Below are 22,265 nucleotides of genomic sequence, written 5' to 3' on the forward strand. Positions count from 1 at the left end.
TGCGCTATACCATGCGGCGTCCGCGACCTGCCGAGACCCCGATGCGCAGACTTCCCGCCCTGACCGCCATGAGGATCTTCGAGGTGGTCGGCCAGACCGGCAGCTTCACCCGGGCGGCGGAGCGGCTGAACCTGACGCAGAGCGCCGTCAGCCGGCAGGTGAAGCACCTGGAAGAACGGCTCGGTGCCGACCTGCTGGTCCGCCGCCACCACCGGCTGGAGCTGACCGCCGCCGGCGTGCAGCTGTTCGAGGCGCTGCAGCACGCCTTCCACGAGGTCGAGCTGGCGGTGCGCGGCATCGAGGAGAAGGGCAACCGCAACCGGCTGCGGATCAACGTGCCGCCGACCTTCGCCCGACGCTGGCTGATGCCGCGGCTGCCCGGCCTGCGCCGCGCCCATCCGGAGCTCGACATCAGCCTCGGCACCATGCTGTCGGACAGCCTGGCGGAGCGCGGCCTGCTGGATTGCGCCATCCGCTTCGGCGACGGCGAATGGCCGATGCTGAAGGCGACGCGGCTGATGACCGAGCGGCACATCGCCGTCTGCGCCCCGGCGCTGCTTCAGGGCATCGACCGCGACCGGCGGGCCGACCTGTCGCGCTTCACCTTCCTGCATGTCCTGGCCTCGGACGACCGGCGCTATCTGACCTGGCGGCACTGGCTGAACGCGGCCGGGCTGGACCAGGTCGACACTCGCGGCGGGCTGGAGTTCGATCTGCTGGACCTCGCCATCGAGGCCGCCTGCGACGGGCTGGGCGTCTCGGTGGTCGATCGCTTCATGGTCGAACGCGAGCTGGCTTCGGGCCGCCTGGTCCAGCTGCTCGATGTCGAGGTCGAGGGCCATGAATCCTACTGGCTGGTAACCCGGGCGGAGCCGGAGGACAGCGCCAATGTCGCCCTGTTTCGCGCCTGGCTCACGGCGGAGATCGCCGCCGTCGTGCCGGCCGGCTGACCTCGGCCGGTCACGGGGCCGCAGCCGCCTCGGCGGCGCGGCGCAGCAGCAGGTCGCGCTCGCGCCGGTTGCCGGCCTGTGCGGCGGCTGCCTCGAAAGCGGTGCGGGCTTCCCCATTGCGGCCGAGCTTGCGCAGCAGGTCGCCGCGGACGCTCGGCAGCAGATGATAGCTCCGCAGCGCCGGCTCGTCCGCCAGCCCGTCGACGATCGCCAGCGCCGCCTCCGGCCCCTGCGCCATGCCGACGGCCACGGCTCGGTTCAGCTCGATGACCGGCGACCGCGTCAGCGCCGCCAGGGTGGTGTAAAGCTCGACGATCCGCGGCCAATCGGTCTCGGTCGCAGTCCCCGCCTGGGCGTGGCAGGCGACGATCGCCGCCTGCAGGGCGTAGACGCCGCCGGCGCCGCCCAGCGCCTGGACGCGCCCGAGCGCCCGCATCCCGCGTCGGATCTGCAGTTGGTTCCACCGGCGGCGGTCCTGGTCCAGCAGCAGGATCGGGTCGCCCGCCGTATCGGTCCGCGCGGCCCGGCGCGACGCGTTCAGCTCCATCAGGGCCAGGAGCCCGTGCGCCTCCGGCTCCTGTGGCGCGATCGATGCCAGCACGCGGCCCAGGCGCAGCGCCTCGTCGCAGAGCTGCGGGCGCATCCAGTCTTCGCCGCGGGCGGCGGTGTAGCCTTCGTTGAAGATCAGGTAGACCACCTCGAGCACCGAGGACAGGCGTTGCGACAGCTCCTCGCCGCGCGGCGTCTCATAGGCCAGCCCGGACTCCGACAGGGTCCGCTTGGCCCGGACGATGCGCTGGGCCACGGTCGCCTCCGGCACCAGGAAGGCGCGGGCGATCTCCTCGGTCGTCAGGCCGCAGATCATCCGCAGCGCCAGGGCCGCGCGGGCCTGGCGCGGCAGCAGCGGGTGGCAGGCGGTGAAGACCAGCCGCAGCAGCTCGTCGCCGATGTCGTCGTCCAGGGCGGAATCGAAGTCGGGCATGGCCTGCTGCTCCTCCTCCAGGTCGCGGGCGATGACCTCATGCTTGCGGTCCAGCATCCGGCGGCGGCGCAGATGATCGAACGCCCGGCGCCTCGCCGCCGCCATCAGCCAGGCGCCGGGCCGTTCCGGCACGCCGGTCTCCGGCCAGCGCTCCAGCGCGGCGAGCAGCGCCTCCTGCGTCAGCTCCTCGGCCAGCGGCACGTCGCGCAGCATCCGGGCCAGGCTGGTGATCAGCAGGGGCTGCTCGATCCGCCACACGGCGAGGATCGCGCGGTGGGCGTCGGCGGCCGTCACGGCCGCCGCTCCCGCCCGCCCGCCGCCAGGGTCAAGCGGCGACCACCGGGTCGCAGTCGCTGGCGAAGGCGCGGACCTCGCAGGTGCCCTCCCAGCCCGGCATGAAGTCCTTGTGCAGCTGCATGAACTCGACCGCCGAGGCGACGGCCTCCTCTTTGCTGTGCAGCTCGAAGATCGCGTAGCCGCCGATCATCTCCTTGGCCTCGACGAAGGGGCCGTCGACGACGCTGAGCGCGCCGTCGGCGACGCTGACCCGCGCCCCGGTGGCGAGCGGCATCAGCCCGCCATTGTCGAGCATGCGGCCGCTCTTGATCTCGCGTTCGGCCAGTTTGCCCATGGCCTCCATCAGCTCCGGCGTCGGGGCCATGGTATGGGCGGACGTGACGATGAACATGAAGCGCATCCGAATTCTCCTCTGGGGCGGGCCGCGGACGCCGTCGCCGCCGAATTGTCCCGCCATTCAAGTCGACGAACCAGCCCCGCATGGATCGACAGCCGCCGCGGGAAAAAATGCGCCCGGCCGAAACATTCCCTTTCGGAATGCTCTGCCTGAGAACAACTCGTTTGCGCCCGGCCGGCCGCTGCGGCCAACTCGGCCATCGACTGCAGCGTGCCGGCGTCGGGACGATCTGGCCACGGCCGCCTCTGATCCGGCTCAGGCGAAAGGCCTCCGTATGAAGATCGCATCGCTCCAGACCCATATCGTCGCCGTTCCGCCGCCGCATGTCGGCGGCATGTACTGGATCTTCGTGCAGCTGAAGACCGATGACGGCATCGAGGGCGTCGGCGAGATCTACTCGACCGCCTTCCATCCCCAGGCGATGGTGCCGCTGATCGACGACGTGTTCGAGCGCCACCTGCTGAGCCACGACCCGCACCGGATCGAGCGGTTCTGGCGGTCGGCCTATTCCAGCGGCTTCACCCAGCGCCCCGACCCGACGATGATGGGCATCGTCTCGGGGCTGGAGATGGCCTGCTGGGACATCATCGGCAAGGCGGCCGGCCGGCCGGTCTACGACCTGCTGGGCGGGCTGGTGCACGAGAAGCTGCGCGCCTACACCTATCTCTACCCGAAGAATTCGGCCGGCGAGTTCGATTTCAACGACCCCGATCTGGCGGCCGAATGCGCCGTCGAGATGGTCAGGATGGGCTTCACCGGGGTGAAGTTCGACCCGGCTGGCCCCTACACCGCCTATTCCGGGCACCAGATCTCGCTCGGCGTGCTCGACCGCTGCGAGACCTTCTGCCGCAAGGTGCGCGAGGCGGTGGGCAGCAGTGCCGACCTCTTGTTCGGCACCCATGGCCAGATGGTGCCGTCCTCGGCCATCCGCCTGGCCAAGCGGCTGGAGAAATACGACCCGCTGTGGTTCGAGGAGCCGGTGCCGCCGGGGCAGGAGGCGGCGATGGCCGAGGTGGCGCGCGCGACCTCGATCCCGATCTCGACCGGCGAGCGGCTGTGCACGAAATACGAGTTCCAGCGGGTGCTGGAGCTCGGCGCCGCCTCGATCCTGCAGCCCGATATCGGCCGGGTCGGCGGCATCCTGGAGACCAAGAAGATCGCCAGCATGGCCGAGGCCTACTATGCCCAGCTGGCGCCGCACGTCTATTGCGGGCCGGTGGTCGCCGCCGCCAGCATCCAGGTCGGCGCCTGCTCGCCGAACTTCCTGATCCAGGAATCCATCCTCGATTACGGCGGCTTCCACGGCGAGATCCTGAAGAAGCCCCTGACCTTCGACGACGGCTACCTGATCCCGTCGCGCGAGCCGGGGCTGGGGGTGGAGCTGAACCTGGACGTGGTGGCGAAGCACTCGCCCTACACCGGCGACCGGCTGCACCTGCAGATGGCGCCCGAGCCCGCCGACGTGAAGCAGTTCGCCCCGGCCCGTGGCTGAGGCAGTTCTTGAAGGATCTGATCTGAAGTGATCCCCTCCATTCTGTCATGCCGGGGCTTGACCCGGGCATCCAGAGAATGCCGACGCTGCTCTGGGTGGCCCCTGGATTGCCGGGTCAAGCCCGGCAATGACAGTAAGGGTCGAGGCCGGTTCTCCACGATCCTCATCGCGGGCATGCAGCCGACATTCGGGACAATCGTCGCATGACCCACGACTACGTCATCGTCGGCGCCGGCTCGGCCGGCTGCATCCTGGCGGCGCGGCTGAGCGAGAGCGGCCGGCACAGCGTGCTGCTGCTCGAGGCCGGCGGCCGCGACGATTCCTTCTGGTTCCGCATCCCGGTCGGCTACGCCCGCAGCTACTACAACCCGCGGGTCAACTGGATGTATTGGTCGGAGCCGGAGGCGGCGCTGGACGGCCGCCGCATCTACGTCCCGCGCGGCAAGGTGCAGGGCGGATCGGGCTCGATCAACGCCATGGTGTTCGTGCGCGGCGCCGCGGCCGATTTCGACGATTGGGCCGCCGCCGGCAATCCCGGCTGGGCCTATGACGACGTGCTGCCGCAGTTCCGCCGGCTGGAGAGCCATGCCGGCGGCGCCTCGGACTGGCATGGCGGCGATGGGCCGATCCATGTCACGCCGATGCGCGGCGCCACCCATGCGGTGACCGATGCCTATCTCGCCGCCTGCCGCGAGCTGCAGTTGCCGGAGAACGGCGATTTCAACGGCGCGTCGATCGAGGGCGCCGGCGTCTACGACGTCAACACCCATGACGGCCGGCGGTCGTCTTCTAGCTTCGAGTATCTGCACCCGGCGCTGAGCCGCCGCAACCTGACGGTCGAGCGCGACACCCAGGCCCTGCGGGTGGTGCTGGACGAGACCGGCCGCGCCACCGGCGTCGAGATCCGGCAGGGGGCGGAGACCCGGATCGTCACGGCCCGGCGCGAGGTGATCCTGGCCGCCGGCGCGGTCGACACGCCGAAGCTGCTGCAGCTGTCCGGCATCGGCGACGGTACGCAGCTGGCCGGGGCCGGGGTGGCGGTGGCGCATCACCTGCCGGCGGTCGGCCGCAACCTGCAGGACCATCTCTGCGCCAGCTTCTACTACCGCTCGCGTGTGCCGACGCTGAACGGCCCCTTCGGCAGTCCGTGGGGCCAGGCCCGGCTGGGGCTGCAATACCTGCTGACCCGCAAGGGCCCCTTCGCCATGAGCGTCAACCAGGCGGGCGGCTTCTTCCGCGGCGCGCCGGGCGAGGCGCGGCCGAACATCCAGATGTATTTCAACCCGCTGTCCTACCGCATCCCCGACAGCCCGAAGGCCGGGCTGAAGCCGGAGCCCTATCCGGGCTTCCTGCTGGCCTTCAACTCATGCCGGCCGACCAGCCGGGGCGAGATCGCCATCGCCTCGCCCGACCCGGCGGCGGCGGCGAAGATCCGGCCGAACTACCTGTCCACCGATCGCGACATCGAGGAGGTGCTGCAGGCCAGCCGGCTGGCGCGCCGGATGATGGCGGCGCCGAGCCTGGCCGCAATCACGGTGGAGGAGATGCCGCCCTCCGCCGGGGCCGAGAGCGACGACGCGCTGCTGGACTGGTTCCGGGCGAACAGCGGCTCGATCTACCATCTGTGCGGCAGCTGCGCGATGGGGCCGGACGCGACGACTTCGGTGGTCGACGCCCGGCTGCGGGTGCACGGGGTGCCGGGCCTGCGCGTGGTCGACGCCTCGGTCTTCCCCAACATCACCGCCGGCAACATCAACGCCCCGACCATGATGGTGGCGGAAAAGGGCGCCGCGATGATCCTGGCGGATGCGGGGTCATAATGGGGACGCAGCTCCTTTGCGTTGCCTCTCCCGCCTGGCGGGAGAGGTCGGGCGTCCGCAGGACGACCGGGTGAGGGTTGGTCCGGGCCTCGACAAAGGGCCCTCACCCGGAGCCGCTTCGCGTCTCCGACCTCTCCCGTAAACGGGAGAGGCAACGCGTCACTGGGTCACACGAGCGGCAGCCCGACATAGTTTTCGGCCAGCACGGTCTGGGCGGCTCGGGAGGCGCGGATGTACTCCAGCTCGGCCCGCTGCAGCCGGCGCTCCAGCGGCCCGGTGTCGGGGAAGCGGTGGGTCAGGCCGGTGAACCACCAGGAGAAGCGCTCCGCCTTCCATATCCTGGCCAGGGCGCGGGCCGAATAGCCATCGATCCCGGCGGCCGAGCGCTCGGCATAGAATTCGCCGAAGGCCTCGGCCAGCATGGCCACGTCGGATACCGCCAGGTTCAGCCCCTTGGCCCCGGTCGGCGGCACGATATGGGCGGCGTCGCCGGCCAGGACCAGCCGGCCGTGGCGCATCGGCTCGGACACGAAGCTGCGCAGCGGCGCGATGCTCTTCTCGAGGGCCGGGCCACGCACCACCGCCGCCTGGGGGCCCAGGCGCAGGCAGATCTCGTTCCAGAACCGGTCGTCTGGCCAGTCCTCGATCCGGTCGTCCAGCGGGCATTGCACATAGTAGCGGCTGCGTCTGGCCGACCGCATGCTGGCCAAAGCGAAGCCGCGCTCGTGATTGGCGTAGATCAGCTCGTGATGGGCCGGCGGCACCTCGGCCAGCACGCCGAGCCAGCCGAAGGGATAGACCCGTTCGAACTCCCGCCGTACCCCGTCCGGAATGCAGCGGCGGCTGATGCCGTGGAAGCCGTCGCAGCCGGCGATGAAGTCGCAGTCCAGGCGCTGCTCCGTGCCGTCTTGGCGCCAGGTGACGGAAGGGTGGTCGCTGTCGATACCGTGCAGCGCCACATCCCCGGCCTCGAACGCCACCGGCAGGTCCCGCGCCGCGGCGCCGTCGAACAGGTCGCGCATCACCTCCTGCTGGCCGTAGACCGTGATGCAGGACCCGGTCAGGGCCTGCATGTCGATGCGGAAGATCTCGCCGTCGACCGCCAGGTTGGTGCCGGCATGGGGCAGCCCCTCGCGGCGCAGCCGCTCGGCCAGGCCGAGCCGGTCCAGCAGGTCGACCGTGCCCTGCTCCAGCACCCCGGCACGGACCCGGCCCTCGACATAGTCGCGGCTGCGGCGCTCGACCACCACGGCATCGATGCCGGCGCGGTGCAGCAGATGGGCCAGGACCATCCCGGCCGGTCCGGCGCCGATGATCGCGATCTGGGTGCGCATGGGCCCTCCCGGAGCCTGTCCTTCTCGGAAAAGGCTAGGCGCAGCGGCGCGGAAAGCCATGGACGCGGCATCGGAAAACTTGGACAGTTCTTCCCGTGCGCTTGGGACGATCAGGAGGCAGGAACCCGTGCAAGCACCTGCGATTCCGAACTTCTTCCTCTATGGCGAGGCGCCGCGGACGGTCGACGACCGGTTCCTGCACTTGGAGGCGCTGGAAGATCGCAGCCGGCCGAGCGGGTGGACCATCCGGGCTCACGCCCATGCCAACCTGAACCATATTTTCCACTTCACCCGCGGTGGCGGCATCGCCCGGGCCGAGGGCCAGTCGATCCGGCTGCAGGCTTCCTGCCTGCTGCTGATGCCGGCGGGGGTGGTGCACGGCTTCGACTTCGAGCCGGAGACGGTCGGCTCCGTCCTGACCGTGTCGGACGCCACCCTGCGCGAGCTGATGCGACGGGAGCCGGAGTTCCGGCCGCTCTTTGCGGCGCCGGCCGTGATCCCGGTCGTCGATCAGGGCTTCATCCTGGCCAGCCTCGGCCGGCTGTCGCGCGAGCTGGCCTGGCTTGCGCCCGGCCGCGCCGCGGCGGTCGAGGCGCTGCTGGTCGGCATCCTGGTCGAGGTGCTGCGCTTGGCGCCGCAGGCCGGGGGCGGGGAGACGGCAGCGCCAGGCCCGCAGGCCTTACTGGTGGCCCGGTTCCGTGAACGGATCGAGCAGCGCTACCGCGCCCATGACGAGGTCGAGGACTATGCCCGGGCGCTGGCGGTCAGCCCGAAGCGGCTCTGGGCCGCCTGCCGCCGGGTGGCGGGCGCGCCGCCGGCCCGGCTGATCCAGGACCGGCTGCTGCTCGAGGCCAAGCGCCTGCTGCTCTACACCAATGTCTCGGTGGCCGAGGCGGCCTACACCCTCGGCTTCAGCGACCCGGCCTATTTCTCGCGGCTGTTCACCAAGGAGACCGGCCGGTCGCCGCGCGCCTTCCGCCGCGGCGGCGACGGCCGGATCGTACGAGATCAGGTCAGCGCGTCGACCACGCCCCCATCCACCCGCAAGGCAGCGCCATTGGTCGCCGAGGCTTGGGCCGAGACGGCATAGATCACCATGTTGGCGACCTCCTCCGGCRTCGCCATGCGGCCGATGATCGAGGTCGGGCGGTGGGTGCGGACGAACTCGGTCCCGGTCTCGTCGATCGACTTGCCGGACTCCTCCGCCATCCCGCGCAGGAATTCCTTGACCCCGTCCGTCATGGTCGGGCCGGGCAGCACCGAGTTGACGGTGACACCAGTGTTCCGGGTCAGCTTGGCAAGGCCGCGGGCGATCGAGATCTGCGCCGTCTTGCTGAAGCCGTAATGCACCATCTCGACCGGGATGTTCAGGCCGGACTCGGATGAGATGAACACCACCCGGCCCCAGTCCCGCGCCAGCATGCCCTTCAGATAGGCGCGCGACAGCCGCACGCCGGACATGACGTTGACCTCGAAGAACCGGGTCCAGTCCTCGTCCGGGATGTCGAAGAAGTCCTTCATCTCGAAGATGCCGACATTGTTGACCAGGATGTCGACCTCCGGCACCGCCGCCAGCAGATCGGCGCAGCCTGCGGCGGTCGAGACGTCGGCCGCGGCGGCGCGCAACGCGGCGCCGGGCACGGCCTGCCCGATCCGCTCGATCGCCTCCGCCACCGCGGCGGGCTTGCGGCCGTTCACGATCACTTCGGCGCCGGCGGCCGCGAGGCCCTGGGCGATGGCGAAGCCGATGCCGGTGGTCGAGCCGGTGACGAGGGCGGATTTGCCCGACAGGTCGATCTTCATCTGCTGTCTCCGCGGTCTTGCCGCATGACGGAAGGAGGGAAGCGGCGGCATCCGGCCGGCGCCCATTCTTCGATATAGGCAGGCACGGCGGCGGTGTCAGGGTGGGGCTGCCATGCCTTGCCACTGAGCGCCAAGGCTGCTCAACTCGCAAGCGTCCGGCCGACCCACGGCCGCGCTCCCGAGATGATGGACCTCCGATGACCGAGCCTGCGCCGATCCCTGTCTTCGACGGGCACAACGATGTCCTGCTGCGCCTGCTGAAATCCCATGCCGGCTCGGCCGAAACCGCCTTCATCGAGGGCACGGCGACCGGCCATCTCGACCTGCCGCGGGCGCGCCGCGGCGGCTTCGTCGGCGGCATGTTCGCGATTTTCCCGCCGCCGGTGCAGGGCTCCGGCAGTCCGATCGACCGGATGAAGGGCGGCAGTTACACCGTGCCCCTGCCGGCGGAGCTGGGGTTGGCCGACGCCCAGGCCTCGACCATCGCGATGGCCTCGATCCTGCTGCGGCTCGAGCGTGCCGGTGGCCTCAGCGTCTGCCGCAGCGTCGCCGAGATCCGCGCCGCGATCGCCAGGGATTCGCTGGCCACGGTGTTCCACATCGAGGGCTGCGAGGCGATCGACACCGATTTCCGCATGCTCGATCTGCTCTACGCCGCCGGCCTCCGCTCGCTCGGCATCGTCTGGAGCCGGCCGAACGCCTTCGGCCACGGCGTGCCCTTCACCTTCCCGAGCACGCCGGACACCGGCCCGGGCCTGACCGATGCCGGCCGCGAGCTGGTGCGGGTGTGCAACGAGCGCCGCATCCTGATCGACCTCTCGCATCTCAACGAGAAGGGCTTCTGGGACGTGGCGGAGCTGTCGACGGCGCCGCTGGTCGCGACCCATTCCAACGCCCATTCGGTCTGCCCGCATGCGCGCAACCTGACCGACCGGCAGCTCGATGCCATCCGTGAGAGCCGCGGCATGGTCGGCCTGAACTTCGCCACCGCCTTCCTGCGGCCGGACGGGTCGATGAATGCCGACACCGATCTCGAGGTCATGATCCGGCACCTCGATGCGCTGATCGAGCGGTTGGGCGAGGACGGCGTCGGCATGGGCTCCGACTATGACGGCGCCACCGTGCCGGCGGCGATCAAGGATGCGGCCGGGCTGCCGCGGCTGTTCGAGGCGCTGCGCGCCCACGGCTATGACGACGCACTGCTGCGCAAGCTCGGCACCGAGAACTGGTTCGGGGTGCTGGAGCGGAGCTGGGGCGCATGACGGCAATCTCGGACGAACGGACCATCATGACTGTCGACGACGCGATCCGCGAGCTCGCGGAGGCGCCGGACGGCGTCCTGCCCGTGGACGCCATGACCTGGGCGCTGCAGCATTGGGACGAAGCCGGCCCCCGTTTCGTCGAGCTGCTGGAGCGCTGTGCCGATGGCCGCGTCTGGTCGGAGGGCATGGAAGATGCACTCTTCTTCATCTTCCACCTGCTGGCGGAGATGCAGGAGACGCGCGCCTTTCCGGCTCTCTGCCGCCTAGCCCGCGACAGCGAGGCGATCGAGCTGGTTCTCGGGGATGCAATCGCCGAGACGCTCAACCAGATCCTGATCAGCACCTTTGACGGCAATGCGGCGCTGCTAAAGGCCGTGATCGAGGACGCCGCGGCCGACGAGTTCGTGCGCGAGGCGGCGTTCGATGCCCTGGCCTGGCACTGCCGCGAGGGCGCGATCTCCGACGAAGAGATGCGGGCCTATCTGCTGCATCTCCACGAGCAGATCCAGCCGGACGAGAACATGGTCTGGCTCGGCTGGGTGAACGCGGTCTCGAGCCTGGGCTATGAGGACCTGGCGGACAAGGCGGAGCGGCTGGTCGAAGAGTTCTTCCTGCATATCATGGGCGTCGGCGACTTCCGCGACGATCTCCGCCAGACCCGCCAAGACCCCGATCGGATGGTGCGCTTCACCGCCAACCACATCGGTCCGTTCAGGGACGCGGTCGGCACCCTGTCGACCTGGCACGGCTTCTCGGAGGAGTACCGGGCGCAGCTGGCGAGAGGGGACGAGCCGGACGATGAGATCGGCGACCTGGACGATCCGCTGGTCCCCCGTGGATGGCCGTCCATTGCGTTCGGCGAGCCCGCGGTCAATCCGGTGCGGGATGTCGGCCGCAATGACCCGTGCCCCTGCGGCAGCGGCAAGAAATACAAGAAGTGCTGCCTGGGGAAGGAGGCGGGTTGACCTCGCTCTCTGAGTCCGGGCCGCTCGATCGGTGCCGGGTCTGGGGGCCGGTCAGAGCGCCGGCCGGTCCTCGCTCCGGCCGGCCAGCACCGGCGTGTCGGTCGGCCGGTACTGGCCGATCAGCATCGCCGCCTGGGTCCGCAGCGCATCGCTGAGCTGCGGCGCGCCGCATCCCATCTCGTCGGTCACCCGAAACAGCAGCCCTTCGATGGTGTCGAGATGCTTCGTCCGCAGCGTGCCGGCGACATGCGCCTCGCGGCGCTTCGTGTCGAGCAACGTGTCGTAGAGCGCGTCGAGATGCTCGACCAGCGTGGCGGCGGCGGCGATCGACGCCTCGCCGCCCTCGGTCGAGGTGAAGCGGATCGGTGGAACGATGCGCGTCGGCCGATCCATGCTGGGCCTCCCGGAAATCAAGCATCCACGATCCCTTGGATCGGGATGTTTGGCAACTCCGAAGCAGACCCTTTCAGATAATTTATCCTACGGATTTTCCAGGGATTTTAATGGCTATCGAGATATCGCGTCTGGAAGGCGGAGAGGTCGTGCCGGAAGCTGGCAAGACTGTAGTCTCCGGTCTCCGGGGGAGGGTCTCGGTCCTGCAGGATCGCGTGCAGAATGCATTCCTGAGTCCGCCCCAGGCTGCCCTGCCGCGCCGCCACCATCGCCAGGGAGATCCAGCACGTCTCCTCCGGGCTGGGCGGAAATCCGTCCTCCCAGTTCTGGCCCTGGATGCGGAACCAGAAATGCAGCGTCTGCGCGAGGCTCTGGCCGTCGTTCGTCATTCGCTCTGCCGTCAGCATGATCTTCACAAAAGACACAGGGCGGCGATTTGTTCCGGCGTTCGGCAATAACCTGGCAAGCGGGAGAGCCAATACAGGGGGGGCGAGCCCCGCCGCCTCAGGCTACGGCGGACTGCAGCGCCTGCTCCAGATCGGCGATCAGCTCGGCCGGGTCCTCGATGCCGGCGGACAGGCGCAGCAGGTCGTCCGGCACCGGGCTGGTCGGGCCCTCGACGCTGGCGCGGTGCTCGATCAGGCTCTCGACCCCGCCCAACGAGGTGGCGCGCTTCCACAGTTCGACACTCGCCGCCGTGGCGATCGCGGCCTGGACGCCGGCCTTGACGCGAACCGACAGCATGCCGCCGAAGCCGCCCTGCATCTGCCGGGCGGCGACCGCATGGCCTGGCGCGTCGTCCAGGCCGGGATACAGCACGGCCGAGACCAGGTCGCGCCCACGGAAATGCTCGGCAATCGCCAGCGCTGTGGCCGAGGCCTGGCGCACCCGCGGCACCAGCGTGCGCATGCCGCGCAGCAGCAGCCAAGCCTCGAACGGGCCCAGCACAGCGCCGTTCTGGGCGCGGATGCGCTTGATCCGCTGCCAGGTCTCGTCGTCGCGGGCGGTGGCCAGCGCCCCGGCGATGACGTCTGAATGACCATTCAGGTATTTGGTGGCCGAATGCATCACCAGGTCGGCGCCCAGCGCCAGCGGCCGGGTCAGCACCGGCGTCGCCACCGTGGAATCGACCGCCACCCGGGCGCCGGCCGCATGCGCCACCTCGGCCACCGCGGCGATGTCGGTCACGGTCCACAGCGGGTTGGCCGGCGTCTCCAGCCACACCAGCTTCGTCTCGCCCGGGCGCAGTGCCGTGCGGACGGCGTCGATGTCGCCGGTTTCGACCAGCTCGACCTTCAGCCCCCAGCGGGTGGCCTCGGTCAGCAGCCAGTTGCGCAGCGACCAGTACATCACCTTCGGCGCCAGCACATGGTCGCCCGGCGCCAGCGCCAGGAACACCGCGGTCGCCGCGGCCATGCCGGACGCGAAGACAGCGGCGCCCTCGGCCCCCTCCAGCGCCGCCAGCACCGCCTCGGCCTGGTCGTAGCTCGGGTTGTTGTCCCGAGCGTAGATCCGGCCGGACCGGTACTGGTTGTCCGGGTCGCGGATATAGGTGGAGGAGGGGTGGATCGCCGGTGTGACCGCCTTGGTCACCGGGTCGACCCAGCCCAGCGCCTGGGCCGCGATGCTGGCGGCCGAAAGCTTGCTCTTGTCCATCGCGCCGCCCCCCGAGCGGTGTCAGGCCGCCGCGAAGACGCGGGCGAAGATGTCGTCGACGTGCTTGGTGTAGAAATCATAGCTGAAGGCGTGCGCCAAATCCTCGCGCGGGATCGTGACCTCCGGGTCGGCGGCCAGGCGGTCGAGGAAGCTGCCGCCCTCGTGCCACACCTTCATCGCATTGCGCTGGACCAGGGTGTAGGCGGCCTCGCGGCTGATTCCGGCCTGGGTCAGGGCCAGCAGCACGCGCTGCGAGAACACCAGGCCGCCGAGCGATTCCAGATTGGCCTTCATCCGCTCCGGATAGATCAGCAGCTTGTCGACCACGCCGGTCAGGCGCGACAGGGCGAAGTCCAGGGTGACGGTGGCATCGGGGGCCTGCATCCGCTCGACCGAGGAATGGCTGATGTCGCGCTCATGCCACAGCGCCACATTCTCCAGCGCCGGGATCACCGCGGCGCGCACCAGCCGGGCCAGGCCGGTCAGGTTCTCGGTCAGCACCGGGTTGCGCTTGTGCGGCATTGCCGACGAGCCCTTCTGGCCCGGGTGGAAGAACTCCTCCGCCTCGCGCACCTCGGTGCGCTGCAGGTGCCGGATCTCGATGGCGAGGTGCTCGATCGAGGAGGCGACGACGCCGAACACCGAGAACACCATGGCGTGGCGGTCGCGCGGGATCACCTGGGTCGACACCGGCTCGACCTGCAGCCCCAGCTTGTCGGCGACATAGCGCTCGACGAAGGGGTCGACCGAGGCGAAGGTGCCGACCGGGCCGGAGATGGCGCAGGTGGCGATCTCGCGCCGGGCCTGCACCAGCCGGTCGCGATTGCGGCGGAAGGCGGCCCAGTGGCCGGCCAGCTTCAGGCCGAAGGTGGTCGGCTCGGCGTGGATGCCGTGGCTGCGGCCGACGGTCAGGGTGTGCCTGTGCTCCTCCGCCCGCCGCTGCAGCGCCGCCAGCAGCCCGTCGACATCGGCGATCAGCAGGTCGATCGCCTGGGACAGCTGGATCGACAGCGTGGTGTCCAGGACGTCGGACGAGGTCATGCCCTGGTGCACGAAGCGCGCTTCGGGCCCGACATATTCGGCCAGGTTGGTCAGGAAGGCGATGACATCGTGCCGGGTCTCGCGCTCGATCTCGTCGATCCGGTCGACGTTGAAGTTGCCGCGCTCGCGCACCGCCTTGACCGCCGTCTCCGGCACGATGCCCAGCTGCGCCATCGCCTCCAGCGCCGCGACCTCGATGTCCAGCCAGATCCGGTACTTGTTCTCCGGCTCCCAGATCCGGGTCATCTCGGGGCGGCTGTAGCGGGGGATCATCGGCGTGGTCCAGATGCGAGGCAGGGAAGGGATGGCACAGTCGAGGGAAGGACCGGCCTCCCTTTCTTTGTCATTGCCGGGCTTGACCCGGCAATCCAGAAGATGTCGATAGCCTCTGGATGCCCGGGTCAAGCCCGGGCATGACAGGTGAGAGAGATCCGACCCATCCTGATGTTCTGCGGCCGGATATAGCAGCAACGGCCGGCACGGCGGAAGCGCGCGGCCCTGCCGAGGGCGCATGCCGCCGCTGCGCCGAGTGGAATTGGACTGCCTGGATTCGGCCGATTGGTCCTGGCGGCCAGTCCGATTCATCGCCATCTGTCCGGCACCACACTGCTGCCCAGGCCACCGCCATGTATGTCCCGCCCGCCTTCCGGGAAGACCGGATCGAGATCCTGCACGCCGCCATCCGCGAGGCCGGCCTAGCCACGCTGGTCAGCCTCGGCGCCGACGGGCTGGTCGCCAGCCATGTGCCGATGCTGCTGGACCCGGAGGCCGGGCCGAGCGGCACGCTGTATGGCCATCTCGCCAAGGCCAATCCGCATGCCGCCGGCGGCGTGGCGGGGGTGGAGGCGCTGGCGATCTTCCAGGGGCCGGACGCCTATATCACCCCGTCCTGGTACGAGACCAAGCGCCAGACCGGCAAGGTGGTGCCGACCTGGAACTACGTCGCCATCCATGCCAGCGGGCCGCTGGAGATGTTCGACGATTCCGACCGGCTGCTCGACCTGGTGACCCGCCTGACCCGGCGGCATGAGGGCGGCCGGGCCGCGCCCTGGGCGGTGGCCGATGCCCCCGCCGATTTCGTCCGTGGCCAGCTCAAGGGCATCGTCGGCTTCGCCCTGCCGATCGCGCGGCTGGAGGGCAAGTGGAAGATGAGCCAGAACCGTCCCGCCGCCGACCGCGCCGGCGTGGTCGAAGGGCTGCGCGGCGAGGGGCGGGGCGAGGTCGCGGCGCTGGTGCCGGAAGGCTGACTCCCAGCGACACCCTGGCCCTTGCTCGCCGCACCGCAATATCGGACGGTGAGACAAGTCTCACGGCGAGGGGATCATCATGGCCGAAGCGCGTCACCGCGTGGTCGTCATSGGCGCCGGCTTCGGCGGGCTGCAGGCGGTGCTCCGTCTCAAGGGAGCGCCGGTCGACATCACCCTGATCGACCGCCGCAACCACCATCTGTTCCAGCCGCTGCTGTACCAGGTCGCCACCGCATCGCTGGCGCCGTCGGAGATCGCCTGGCCGATCCGCCACCTGGTGGCGCGGCGGCCGGAGGTGCGGACCATCCTGGGCGAGGTCACCGGGGTCGACATGGCCGGCCGGCAGGTGCATCTGGGCGACGAGCGGGTGCCCTACGACACGCTGCTGGTCGCGACCGGCGCCCGCCACGCCTATTTCGGCCATGACGACTGGGAACCCTTCGCCCCCGGGCTGAAGGATATCGACGACGCCACCGCGATCCGCCGCCGCATCCTGACGGCGTTCGAGCGGGCGGAGACCGAGACCGACCCCGCGGCGCGCCGGGCGCTGCTGACCTTCGTTGTCGTCGGTGGCGGGCCGACCGGGGTGGAGATCGCCGGGACCATCGCCGAGCTGGCGCACCACACCATGGTCCGGGATTTCCGCGCCTTGAATCCGAAGGAGGCGCGCATCCTGCTGGTCGAGGCCGGGCCGCGGGTGCTGCCGGCCTTTCCGGAGGACCTGTCGGCCTATGCGAAGACGGCGCTGGAGCGGCTGGGGGCCGAGATCCTCACCGGCCACGCCGTGACCGCCTGCGACGCCGACGGCGTGATGCTGGGGACGGATCGGGTCCCGGCCAAGACCATCATCTGGGCCGCCGGCGTCCAGGCCTCCCCCGCCGCGATCTGGCTGGGGGCGGAGGCCGACCGCGCCGGCAGGGTGATGGTCGCTCCCGACCTGACCCTGCCGGGCCATCCCGAGATCTTCGTGGTCGGCGACACCGCCCGGCTCGACGCCTGGAACGGCCAGGCGCTGCCTGGCATCGCTCCGGCCGCCAAGCAGCAGGGCCAGCACGTCGCCGACACCATCCGGGCCCGTCTGGAGGGCAAGGCGGAAGTGCGCCCGTTCCGCTACAAGCACGCCGGCAGCCTGGCGACGATCGGCAAGCGCGCCGCGGTGATCGATTTCGGCTGGATCAAGCTGCGCGGCTGGCTGGCATGGTGGATCTGGGGCTTCGCCCACATCTACTTCCTGATCGGGCTGCGCAACCGCCTGACCGTGGCGCTGAGCTGGCTGTGGATCTACACCACCGGCCAGCGCAGCGCCCGGCTGATCACCGGCCGCGGGCGGGAGGAGTAGGCGCGGGGGCCACACGTGCGGCCTCTCCCGCTCGCGAGACCTTTTCACAATTCTTAACATCGTCATTGCGAGCGCAGCGAAGCAATCCAGGGGCCGCTCGCACCGGCCCCTGGATTGCTTCGTCGGCTTCGCCTCCTCGCAATGACGGCGAGGGATGGATGTTGTGAAAGGTTCCGTCTGACAGAAGAGGCTCCGGCGTAGACAGCGGGGCCGTTTCGATATCAGTTCGTCCTCGCTGATCGGGACACTCCACTGTCCCTGCGGCGCCACTCGCTCACCGACAGCCATGCCGCCGAAACCAGGAAGTAGGCTGCGCCCACGGCAGCATAGCCGGCGATGGCGGTGATCGACGGCGGCGCCGGCATCCGCGCCTGCACGATGAAGAACGCGCCGGCCAGTGCCGATTGGCCGCCGCTCAGGATCATCGCCCACTGGGCGCCGGAGCTCGTCCAGCGGCGAACCGCGGTGCCGAGCTGCAGCAATCCGGAGAGTATGGCCCAAACGCCGAACACCCCGAGCACCGCGTTCATGCTCATCTGCAGGGTCACGGCGACGGCAACGGCGGTGATCAGGCTGACGATGACGTTGACGGCCTGCGTGCGGTTCCGGCCCAGCCCACCGCTTCGCGACGCATCGGCAAAGTTCGCCAGGGCATCCCATGCGGGGTAGGCGATCAGCAGAACTGCCGAGATCGACGATGTCTGCTGTCCCAGGGTGAACGCCGCGGCCACCCACAGGACGGAAAACGCCGCCCGGGCGAAGTAGTAGAGCCGCAGCCATCGCTCCTGAGCACTAGTGAGATTCATAGGTTGGTCGGTCATCGAACGTCCTTTCGACTGCGGGTGGGCTTCGAGGGAGTTCCCTCAAAGCGGGTAAGTTATCTACCGACTAGTTGGTAGTCTCGATGCGCGGTTTTTGCCCCGGCTGGGCAGCGCGCCGCGAGATGCCGATGGCGGGCGGGCCGCCCGGGAGGATCAGGGTCGGGCGGACAGCCGGTCGAGCAGGGGAGCCGTGACGATGGCGAACATCTTCGGGTCGCCATAGGCCCGGGCGGACAGCATCGCTCCATGGACGGTCGCCATGAACGCTTCCGCCTCCACGGAGGGCGCGCTCGTGAGGTGAAGGCGACCCTGCTGCACCCCGCGTTCGAGCACCGAAGTCAGCCACGCGGACAGGAACCGGAAATGCGCCTTCACTTCAAATGCCACCGCTTCCGGCAGCATGGGAAGCTCGCTCGCGAGAAGGGCGCAGACACAGAACGACAGGCTCGCATCCGTGATGCATCTCTCCCAGAATCCCAGATAGGCCCGGAGTTGCTCTGCCGGATCGGAGACATGGCCTTCGAGTTGTGCCAATCCCGCCTCGGCTTCTTCGCGGTAGCGGGAGACGAGCGTGCGGACCAGATCGGCCTTGCTCGGGAAATGATGATGGATGCTGGGCTTGCGAATGCCGACCACATTGGCGATGTCGGCATAGCTGAAGCCGTTGTAGCCGCCGGCGACGATCAGGGACCGCGCGCAGGCCAGGATATCGTCGGCGGTGGAAGAAGCATTTCCCATAAGGGCTGTCTACCTTCTAGTAGGTAGTTAGTCAAGGGCAATGAACGGCTCGAATGGCGCCGCGTCCCCGGCCATATTGTGATCCGGATGGGGAAGGGGGCGACCATGGGATATCCGATCGAAGGCACGGCGCTGATCCGCGCGCCGTCCAATCTGGGACTGCGGCCGCTGCGGCCGGAGCACGAGCCGGGGACTTGGCGGGCGCCGCAGGTGCTGACCGAGGCCGGGCTGGCGGCGCGGCTGGCGCCGGCGCGGAGTGTCGACTTGGCGCGGCCGCGCTACAGCACCGAACCGCAGCCCGGCACCGTGCTGCGCAACGGCCCGTCGATCCGGCGCTTCAATGAAGCGGTCGCCGACGCGGTCGACGGCGCGCTGCGCGACCGGCTGTTCCCGCTGGTGGTCGGCGGCGACTGCTCGATCCTGATCGGCGCCCTGGCCGGCGGGCGGCGGCACAGCGAACTGGCGCTGGTCCATCTCGACGGCCACAGCGATTTCCGCCATCCCGGCAACTACGAGGATTTCCCGCTGCATTCGGCCGCCGGCATGGATCTGGCGCTGGCGATCGGCCTGGGCGACCCGCTGATGCTGTGCTGGGACGGCGCGCCGGACCCGCTGGTGCCGGCCGAGCGGGCGATCCAGATCGGCGAGCGCGAAGGGCGGGATCCCGACTGGGGCTGGGAGGACATCGCCGACACCGCGATCACCCGGATCGACATGTTCGAGCTGCTGGAGAAGGGTGTGGCGGCGGCGCTGAATCGCAGCTTCGCAGTGCTGGACCGGACGCCGGAGATCCCGTTCTGGGTCCATCTCGACGTCGACATCCTTGACCAGACGGTGATGCCTGCGGTGGATTCGCCCGGCAGCCCGGGTCTGGACTATGCCGGCCTGGCGGCGCTGCTGCGCGGCTTCGTGGCCTCGCCGCGTTGCCTCGGCCTCACCACCACCATCTACGACCCCGACCTGGACCCGGATGGCGCCTATGCCCGTGGCTTGGTGGAGATGCTGGCGGACGGGCTGGCGCCGTTGACAGCCGTCCGCCGTCGCTGAGGAGCTTGGCCCTATGGACATGTCGGCGCCTGACCAGGGCCTGCGGCGGGCCGTTCGCACGGTCGCCCTCCTCAATCTCGCCTATTTCGGAGTCGAGTTCGCGGTCGCGCTCGCCATCGGCTCGGTATCGCTCTTCGCCGACAGCATCGATTTCCTGGAGGACGCGTCGGTCAATCTCCTGATCCTCGCGGCGCTGGGATGGACGGCGCGCCGCCGCGCCAGGGTCGGGATGGTGCTGGCCGGGATCATCCTCGTTCCCGGCTTGGCGACGCTGTGGACCGCCTGGGACAAATTCGCGGCCCCGATGCCGCCGGAGCCGCTGGCGCTGTCGCTGACCGGCTTGGGCGCGCTCGTGGTCAACCTCTGCTGCGCCCTGATGCTCGCCCGCTTCCGGTGCCACAGCGGCAGCCTGACGAAGGCGGCGTTCCTCTCGGCGCGCAACGATGCCTTCGCCAATGTCGCGATCATCGCCGCCGGCCTGCTCACGGCCTATACGCTGTCGGCCTGGCCCGACCTGATCGTCGGCCTCGGCATCGCGGCCATGAATGCCGACGCGGCGAGGGAGGTCTGGCAAGCCGCCCGCGAGGAGCATCGGGCGGCGGCCGGTTGAGCATGTCCGGCGCCGGGTGATTTCTGCGTGGGTTGGGTTCGCGGGCCGCGAACCCAACCCACGGAGCCGTCGGTCAGTAAGCCCGTGCCAGGATCGCGCGGTCGGTCGTTTCCGCTCCGGTGGCGGCGCAAGGGGCGGGACCTTCGCCCGGGACCAGGCAGCGGATGGTCACGCCGCTCTCGGCCAGCGCCGCCTCCTCGTCCTCCGATCCGCTCCAGGGCAGGCGGACGAAGCCGGCGCCGCTGCGGTAGCCGTCGGCGCCGCCGTCGCCGAGCAGGGCGCGGGCCTCGTCCAGGGTCGCCGCGTCGCGCAGGCGGGCGTCGCGATAGCTGCGGGCCTCGCCGAGGAGGGCGGTCTGGATCGCGGACAGTTGGCCGGGCAGGGCGGCGATGAACGCCTCCAGCCCGGTCTCGGCCTTGCCGTCCTGCAGCCGGTCGCGGCGCCAGGTGGTGATCCGGCCGGCGGCGAGGTCCCGGGCGCCGAGTTCGACGATCACCGGCACGCCCTTGCGCACCCAGTCCCAGCGCTTGGCCGAGCCGCTGCCGGGGCGCCGGTCGATCGTGGCGCGCACGGCCTCGCCCCGCCAGGACTCTCGTCGGAGTCGTCCGGCGATCTCATCGCAGCGGGCCAGCACGGCGGCATCCTCGGGCGTGCCGCGCAGCACGGGCAAGATCGCCACCTGGTCGGGCGCCACCGCGGGCGGCAGGCGCAGCCCGTCGTCGTCGCTGTGGGTCATGATCAGGGCGCCGATCAGCCGGGTCGATGCCCCCCAGGAGGTGGTGTAAGGCAGCTTCACGGTGCCGTCCGCATCGGTGAAGCGGATGCCGGCGGCGCGGGCGAAGTTCTGGCCGAGGAAATGGGAGGTTCCGGATTGCAGGGCGCGGCCGTCCTGCATCATCGCCTCGATGCATAAAGTGGTGACGGCGCCGGGGAACTTCTCCCGCCGGGTCTTGCGGCCGGCGATCACGGGCAGCGCCAGGGCGTCCTCCGCCACCTCGCGATAGATGCCCAGCATGCGCGCGGTCTCCTCGACCGCCTCGGCCTCGGTGGCATGGGCGGTGTGCCCCTCCTGCCAGAGGAATTCGGAGGTGCGCAGGAAGATGCGGGGCCGCTTCTCCCAGCGCACCACATTGGCCCATTGGTTGATCAGCACGGGCAGGTCGCGATGCGACTGGATCCAGCGCGAGAACGCCTCGCCGACGATCGTCTCCGAGGTGGGGCGCACGACCAGGGGCTCCTCAAGGGGCGCGTCGACCTGCAGCCGGCCATCGACATTGGCCAGCCGGTGATGCGTGACCAGCGCCACCTCGGCGGCGAAGCCTTCGACATGCTCGGCCTCCCGCTGCATGTATTGCAGGGGGATGAACAGGGGGAAATAGCAGTTGCGGTGGCCGGTTTCCTTGAAGCGGCGATCCAGGATCGACTGGATCCGCTCCCAGATGCCGTAGCCCCAGGGCTTGATCGTCATGCAGCCGCGCACGGGGGCGGGCTCGGCCAGATCGGCGGCGCGCACGACGGCCTGGTACCAGCCGGCATAGTCCTCGGCGCGCGTGGGGGTGACGGCGGTGGTCTTGCTCTGTGTCATCGGAGGTGTTCCTGGCGTGGGGAGATGCCTGGCGTGCAGGCAGGAACGGACGGTCCGGACGCAACGACGCACGGGCCGCGGCGCGGACCGGGCCCGGGAGCGTTGCGTGAGGCTGGAAAGCCTTGGCTTGGACGGTCCGGACGCGGTCAGCGCGCCGGGAACGGTCGCCCGATGGTGGGAACGAGGGCAGACACGACCCATCCGCCGCCGCAGGCGGTGGAGCAGGTTTCGTGCTGGGTGCCGGCGATGATCACCGGAAATCCTCGTTCAAAGTTGCCGCCAGCAATGACGGCAGCAAGAGACTAGCGGATCGGCCCTGGCGCGGGAAGCACGTCACGACATCTGTCAGAGGGCTGTAAAGGTCTTCGCGTAACCTCTCCCGCCTGGCGGGAGAGGTCGGGCTCGCGCAGCGAGACCGGGTGAGGGCTGGCCCGGGCCTCGACAAAGAGCCCTCACCCGGAGCCGCTTCGCGTCTCCGACCTCTCC

21 protein-coding genes are annotated in these 22,265 nt (G+C 69.7%); 10 read left to right on the top strand and 11 right to left on the bottom strand.

The window, feature by feature from the left end; all coding sequences use genetic code 11:
* Positions 1 to 41: 41 nt before the first annotated feature.
* On the top strand, positions 42 to 950 hold the full coding sequence (locus AB4Z01_RS14580; protein ID WP_441694733.1) for a LysR substrate-binding domain-containing protein: 909 nt from the start codon (positions 42 to 44) through the stop codon (positions 948 to 950).
* A gap of 10 nt (positions 951 to 960) precedes the next feature.
* Here the strand turns inward: AB4Z01_RS14580 and AB4Z01_RS14585 are convergent, their stop codons facing one another.
* Both AB4Z01_RS14585 and AB4Z01_RS14590 read right to left on the bottom strand, forming a co-directional pair.
* The gene (locus AB4Z01_RS14585; RefSeq protein WP_441694735.1) at positions 961 to 2,226 is read right to left on the bottom strand and encodes an RNA polymerase sigma factor; all 1,266 of its coding nucleotides are present in this window, start codon (positions 2,224 to 2,226) and stop codon (positions 961 to 963) included.
* 31 nt (positions 2,227 to 2,257) lie between these two features.
* Entirely contained in the window at positions 2,258 to 2,629 is a 372-nt protein-coding gene (locus AB4Z01_RS14590; RefSeq protein WP_441694737.1) for a YciI family protein, read from the bottom strand.
* Positions 2,630 to 2,900: 271 nt separating this feature from the next.
* Between AB4Z01_RS14590 and AB4Z01_RS14595 the strand changes: the two genes are divergently transcribed.
* Entirely contained in the window at positions 2,901 to 4,118 is a 1,218-nt protein-coding gene (locus AB4Z01_RS14595) for a mandelate racemase/muconate lactonizing enzyme family protein (protein ID WP_441694739.1), read from the top strand.
* Positions 4,119 to 4,321: 203 nt separating this feature from the next.
* Positions 4,322 to 5,938 (top strand): GMC family oxidoreductase, encoded by a 1,617-nt coding sequence (locus AB4Z01_RS14600; RefSeq protein ID WP_441694741.1) that lies wholly within the window; start codon positions 4,322 to 4,324, stop codon positions 5,936 to 5,938.
* Positions 5,939 to 6,105: 167 nt separating this feature from the next.
* On the opposite strand, the gene pobA is transcribed toward AB4Z01_RS14600, so the two are convergent.
* Positions 6,106 to 7,272, bottom strand: a complete 1,167-nt coding sequence (pobA, locus tag AB4Z01_RS14605) for a 4-hydroxybenzoate 3-monooxygenase (RefSeq protein ID WP_441694743.1) — start codon at positions 7,270 to 7,272, stop codon at positions 6,106 to 6,108.
* A 127-nt stretch (positions 7,273 to 7,399) separates the two neighbouring features.
* Between pobA and AB4Z01_RS14610 the strand changes: the two genes are divergently transcribed.
* Complete coding sequence (locus AB4Z01_RS14610) at positions 7,400 to 8,362, top strand: helix-turn-helix domain-containing protein (protein WP_441694744.1); 963 nt, start codon at positions 7,400 to 7,402, stop codon at positions 8,360 to 8,362.
* Here the strand turns inward: AB4Z01_RS14610 and AB4Z01_RS14615 are convergent.
* On the bottom strand, positions 8,281 to 9,075 hold the full coding sequence (locus AB4Z01_RS14615) for an SDR family NAD(P)-dependent oxidoreductase (protein WP_441694746.1): 795 nt from the start codon (positions 9,073 to 9,075) through the stop codon (positions 8,281 to 8,283). The genes AB4Z01_RS14610 and AB4Z01_RS14615 overlap by 82 nt on opposite strands.
* 197 nt (positions 9,076 to 9,272) lie before the next feature.
* Here AB4Z01_RS14615 and AB4Z01_RS14620 point away from each other — a divergent pair, with 197 nt between their 5' ends.
* Positions 9,273 to 10,337, top strand: coding sequence for a dipeptidase (locus AB4Z01_RS14620; RefSeq protein ID WP_441694748.1), 1,065 nt, complete (start codon positions 9,273 to 9,275; stop codon positions 10,335 to 10,337).
* The gene (locus tag AB4Z01_RS14625) at positions 10,334 to 11,302 is read left to right on the top strand and encodes a DUF1186 domain-containing protein (RefSeq protein ID WP_441694749.1); all 969 of its coding nucleotides are present in this window, start codon (positions 10,334 to 10,336) and stop codon (positions 11,300 to 11,302) included. The genes AB4Z01_RS14620 and AB4Z01_RS14625 overlap by 4 nt, the downstream gene beginning before the upstream one ends.
* A 51-nt stretch (positions 11,303 to 11,353) precedes the next feature.
* Here AB4Z01_RS14625 and AB4Z01_RS14630 read toward each other — a convergent pair whose 3' ends face one another.
* The 4 genes from AB4Z01_RS14630 to purB form a co-directional block, all read right to left on the bottom strand.
* Positions 11,354 to 11,695: a hypothetical protein gene (locus AB4Z01_RS14630; protein WP_441694750.1), complete on the bottom strand. Its 342-nt coding sequence runs from the start codon at positions 11,693 to 11,695 to the stop codon at positions 11,354 to 11,356.
* Between the two features lie 107 nt (positions 11,696 to 11,802).
* The gene (locus AB4Z01_RS14635; protein ID WP_441694751.1) at positions 11,803 to 12,102 is read right to left on the bottom strand and encodes a hypothetical protein; all 300 of its coding nucleotides are present in this window, start codon (positions 12,100 to 12,102) and stop codon (positions 11,803 to 11,805) included.
* A gap of 97 nt (positions 12,103 to 12,199) precedes the next feature.
* Positions 12,200 to 13,351: a trans-sulfuration enzyme family protein gene (locus AB4Z01_RS14640; protein ID WP_441694753.1), complete on the bottom strand. Its 1,152-nt coding sequence runs from the start codon at positions 13,349 to 13,351 to the stop codon at positions 12,200 to 12,202.
* A 21-nt stretch (positions 13,352 to 13,372) separates the two neighbouring features.
* Positions 13,373 to 14,665 carry an adenylosuccinate lyase gene (gene purB, locus AB4Z01_RS14645; protein ID WP_441694755.1) on the bottom strand — a complete coding sequence of 431 codons (1,293 nt, stop codon included), beginning with the start codon at positions 14,663 to 14,665 and terminating at the stop codon, positions 13,373 to 13,375.
* 353 nt (positions 14,666 to 15,018) lie between these two features.
* Here purB and AB4Z01_RS14650 point away from each other — a divergent pair, with 353 nt between their 5' ends.
* Positions 15,019 to 15,639 (top strand): FMN-binding negative transcriptional regulator, encoded by a 621-nt coding sequence (locus AB4Z01_RS14650; RefSeq protein ID WP_441694756.1) that lies wholly within the window; start codon positions 15,019 to 15,021, stop codon positions 15,637 to 15,639.
* 79 nt (positions 15,640 to 15,718) lie between these two features.
* Positions 15,719 to 16,978: an NAD(P)/FAD-dependent oxidoreductase gene (locus tag AB4Z01_RS14655; protein WP_441694758.1), complete on the top strand. Its 1,260-nt coding sequence runs from the start codon at positions 15,719 to 15,721 to the stop codon at positions 16,976 to 16,978.
* 221 nt (positions 16,979 to 17,199) lie between these two features.
* Here the strand turns inward: AB4Z01_RS14655 and AB4Z01_RS14660 are convergent, their stop codons facing one another.
* Both AB4Z01_RS14660 and AB4Z01_RS14665 read right to left on the bottom strand, forming a co-directional pair.
* The gene (locus tag AB4Z01_RS14660; protein ID WP_441694760.1) at positions 17,200 to 17,799 is read right to left on the bottom strand and encodes a DUF308 domain-containing protein; all 600 of its coding nucleotides are present in this window, start codon (positions 17,797 to 17,799) and stop codon (positions 17,200 to 17,202) included.
* 153 nt (positions 17,800 to 17,952) lie between these two features.
* Positions 17,953 to 18,537 (bottom strand): TetR/AcrR family transcriptional regulator, encoded by a 585-nt coding sequence (locus AB4Z01_RS14665; protein ID WP_441694762.1) that lies wholly within the window; start codon positions 18,535 to 18,537, stop codon positions 17,953 to 17,955.
* 105 nt (positions 18,538 to 18,642) lie between these two features.
* Here AB4Z01_RS14665 and AB4Z01_RS14670 point away from each other — a divergent pair, with 105 nt between their 5' ends.
* Both AB4Z01_RS14670 and AB4Z01_RS14675 read left to right on the top strand, forming a co-directional pair.
* Complete coding sequence (locus tag AB4Z01_RS14670; protein ID WP_441694764.1) at positions 18,643 to 19,584, top strand: arginase family protein; 942 nt, start codon at positions 18,643 to 18,645, stop codon at positions 19,582 to 19,584.
* Between the two features lie 19 nt (positions 19,585 to 19,603).
* A complete protein-coding gene (locus AB4Z01_RS14675; RefSeq protein WP_441694766.1) occupies positions 19,604 to 20,194 on the top strand; it encodes a cation transporter in 591 nt (196 codons plus the stop codon).
* 73 nt (positions 20,195 to 20,267) lie between these two features.
* Here AB4Z01_RS14675 and AB4Z01_RS14680 read toward each other — a convergent pair whose 3' ends face one another.
* Positions 20,268 to 21,779, bottom strand: coding sequence for an aminoacyl--tRNA ligase-related protein (locus tag AB4Z01_RS14680; protein ID WP_441694768.1), 1,512 nt, complete (start codon positions 21,777 to 21,779; stop codon positions 20,268 to 20,270).
* Positions 21,780 to 22,265: the final 486 nt, after the last annotated feature.

This window comes from Inquilinus sp. YAF38, assembly GCF_052113205.1.
Lineage (GTDB): Bacteria > Pseudomonadota > Alphaproteobacteria > DSM-16000 > Inquilinaceae > Inquilinus.

Coding starts and splice junctions, on each gene's coding strand:
- pobA (WP_441694743.1), bottom strand. CDS start 7,272: ATGCGCACCCAGATCGCGATCATCGGCGCCGGACCGGCCGGGATGGTC.
- AB4Z01_RS14640 (WP_441694753.1), bottom strand. CDS start 13,351: ATGGACAAGAGCAAGCTTTCGGCCGCCAGCATCGCGGCCCAGGCGCTG.
- AB4Z01_RS14595 (WP_441694739.1), top strand. CDS start 2,901: ATGAAGATCGCATCGCTCCAGACCCATATCGTCGCCGTTCCGCCGCCG.
- AB4Z01_RS14580 (WP_441694733.1), top strand. CDS start 42: ATGCGCAGACTTCCCGCCCTGACCGCCATGAGGATCTTCGAGGTGGTC.
- AB4Z01_RS14670 (WP_441694764.1), top strand. CDS start 18,643: ATGGGATATCCGATCGAAGGCACGGCGCTGATCCGCGCGCCGTCCAAT.
- AB4Z01_RS14625 (WP_441694749.1), top strand. CDS start 10,334: ATGACGGCAATCTCGGACGAACGGACCATCATGACTGTCGACGACGCG.
- AB4Z01_RS14675 (WP_441694766.1), top strand. CDS start 19,604: ATGTCGGCGCCTGACCAGGGCCTGCGGCGGGCCGTTCGCACGGTCGCC.
- AB4Z01_RS14680 (WP_441694768.1), bottom strand. CDS start 21,779: ATGACACAGAGCAAGACCACCGCCGTCACCCCCACGCGCGCCGAGGAC.
- AB4Z01_RS14635 (WP_441694751.1), bottom strand. CDS start 12,102: ATGCTGACGGCAGAGCGAATGACGAACGACGGCCAGAGCCTCGCGCAG.
- AB4Z01_RS14600 (WP_441694741.1), top strand. CDS start 4,322: ATGACCCACGACTACGTCATCGTCGGCGCCGGCTCGGCCGGCTGCATC.
- purB (WP_441694755.1), bottom strand. CDS start 14,665: ATGATCCCCCGCTACAGCCGCCCCGAGATGACCCGGATCTGGGAGCCG.
- AB4Z01_RS14660 (WP_441694760.1), bottom strand. CDS start 17,799: ATGACCGACCAACCTATGAATCTCACTAGTGCTCAGGAGCGATGGCTG.
- AB4Z01_RS14630 (WP_441694750.1), bottom strand. CDS start 11,695: ATGGATCGGCCGACGCGCATCGTTCCACCGATCCGCTTCACCTCGACC.
- AB4Z01_RS14590 (WP_441694737.1), bottom strand. CDS start 2,629: ATGCGCTTCATGTTCATCGTCACGTCCGCCCATACCATGGCCCCGACG.
- AB4Z01_RS14620 (WP_441694748.1), top strand. CDS start 9,273: ATGACCGAGCCTGCGCCGATCCCTGTCTTCGACGGGCACAACGATGTC.
- AB4Z01_RS14650 (WP_441694756.1), top strand. CDS start 15,019: ATGTATGTCCCGCCCGCCTTCCGGGAAGACCGGATCGAGATCCTGCAC.
- AB4Z01_RS14665 (WP_441694762.1), bottom strand. CDS start 18,537: ATGGGAAATGCTTCTTCCACCGCCGACGATATCCTGGCCTGCGCGCGG.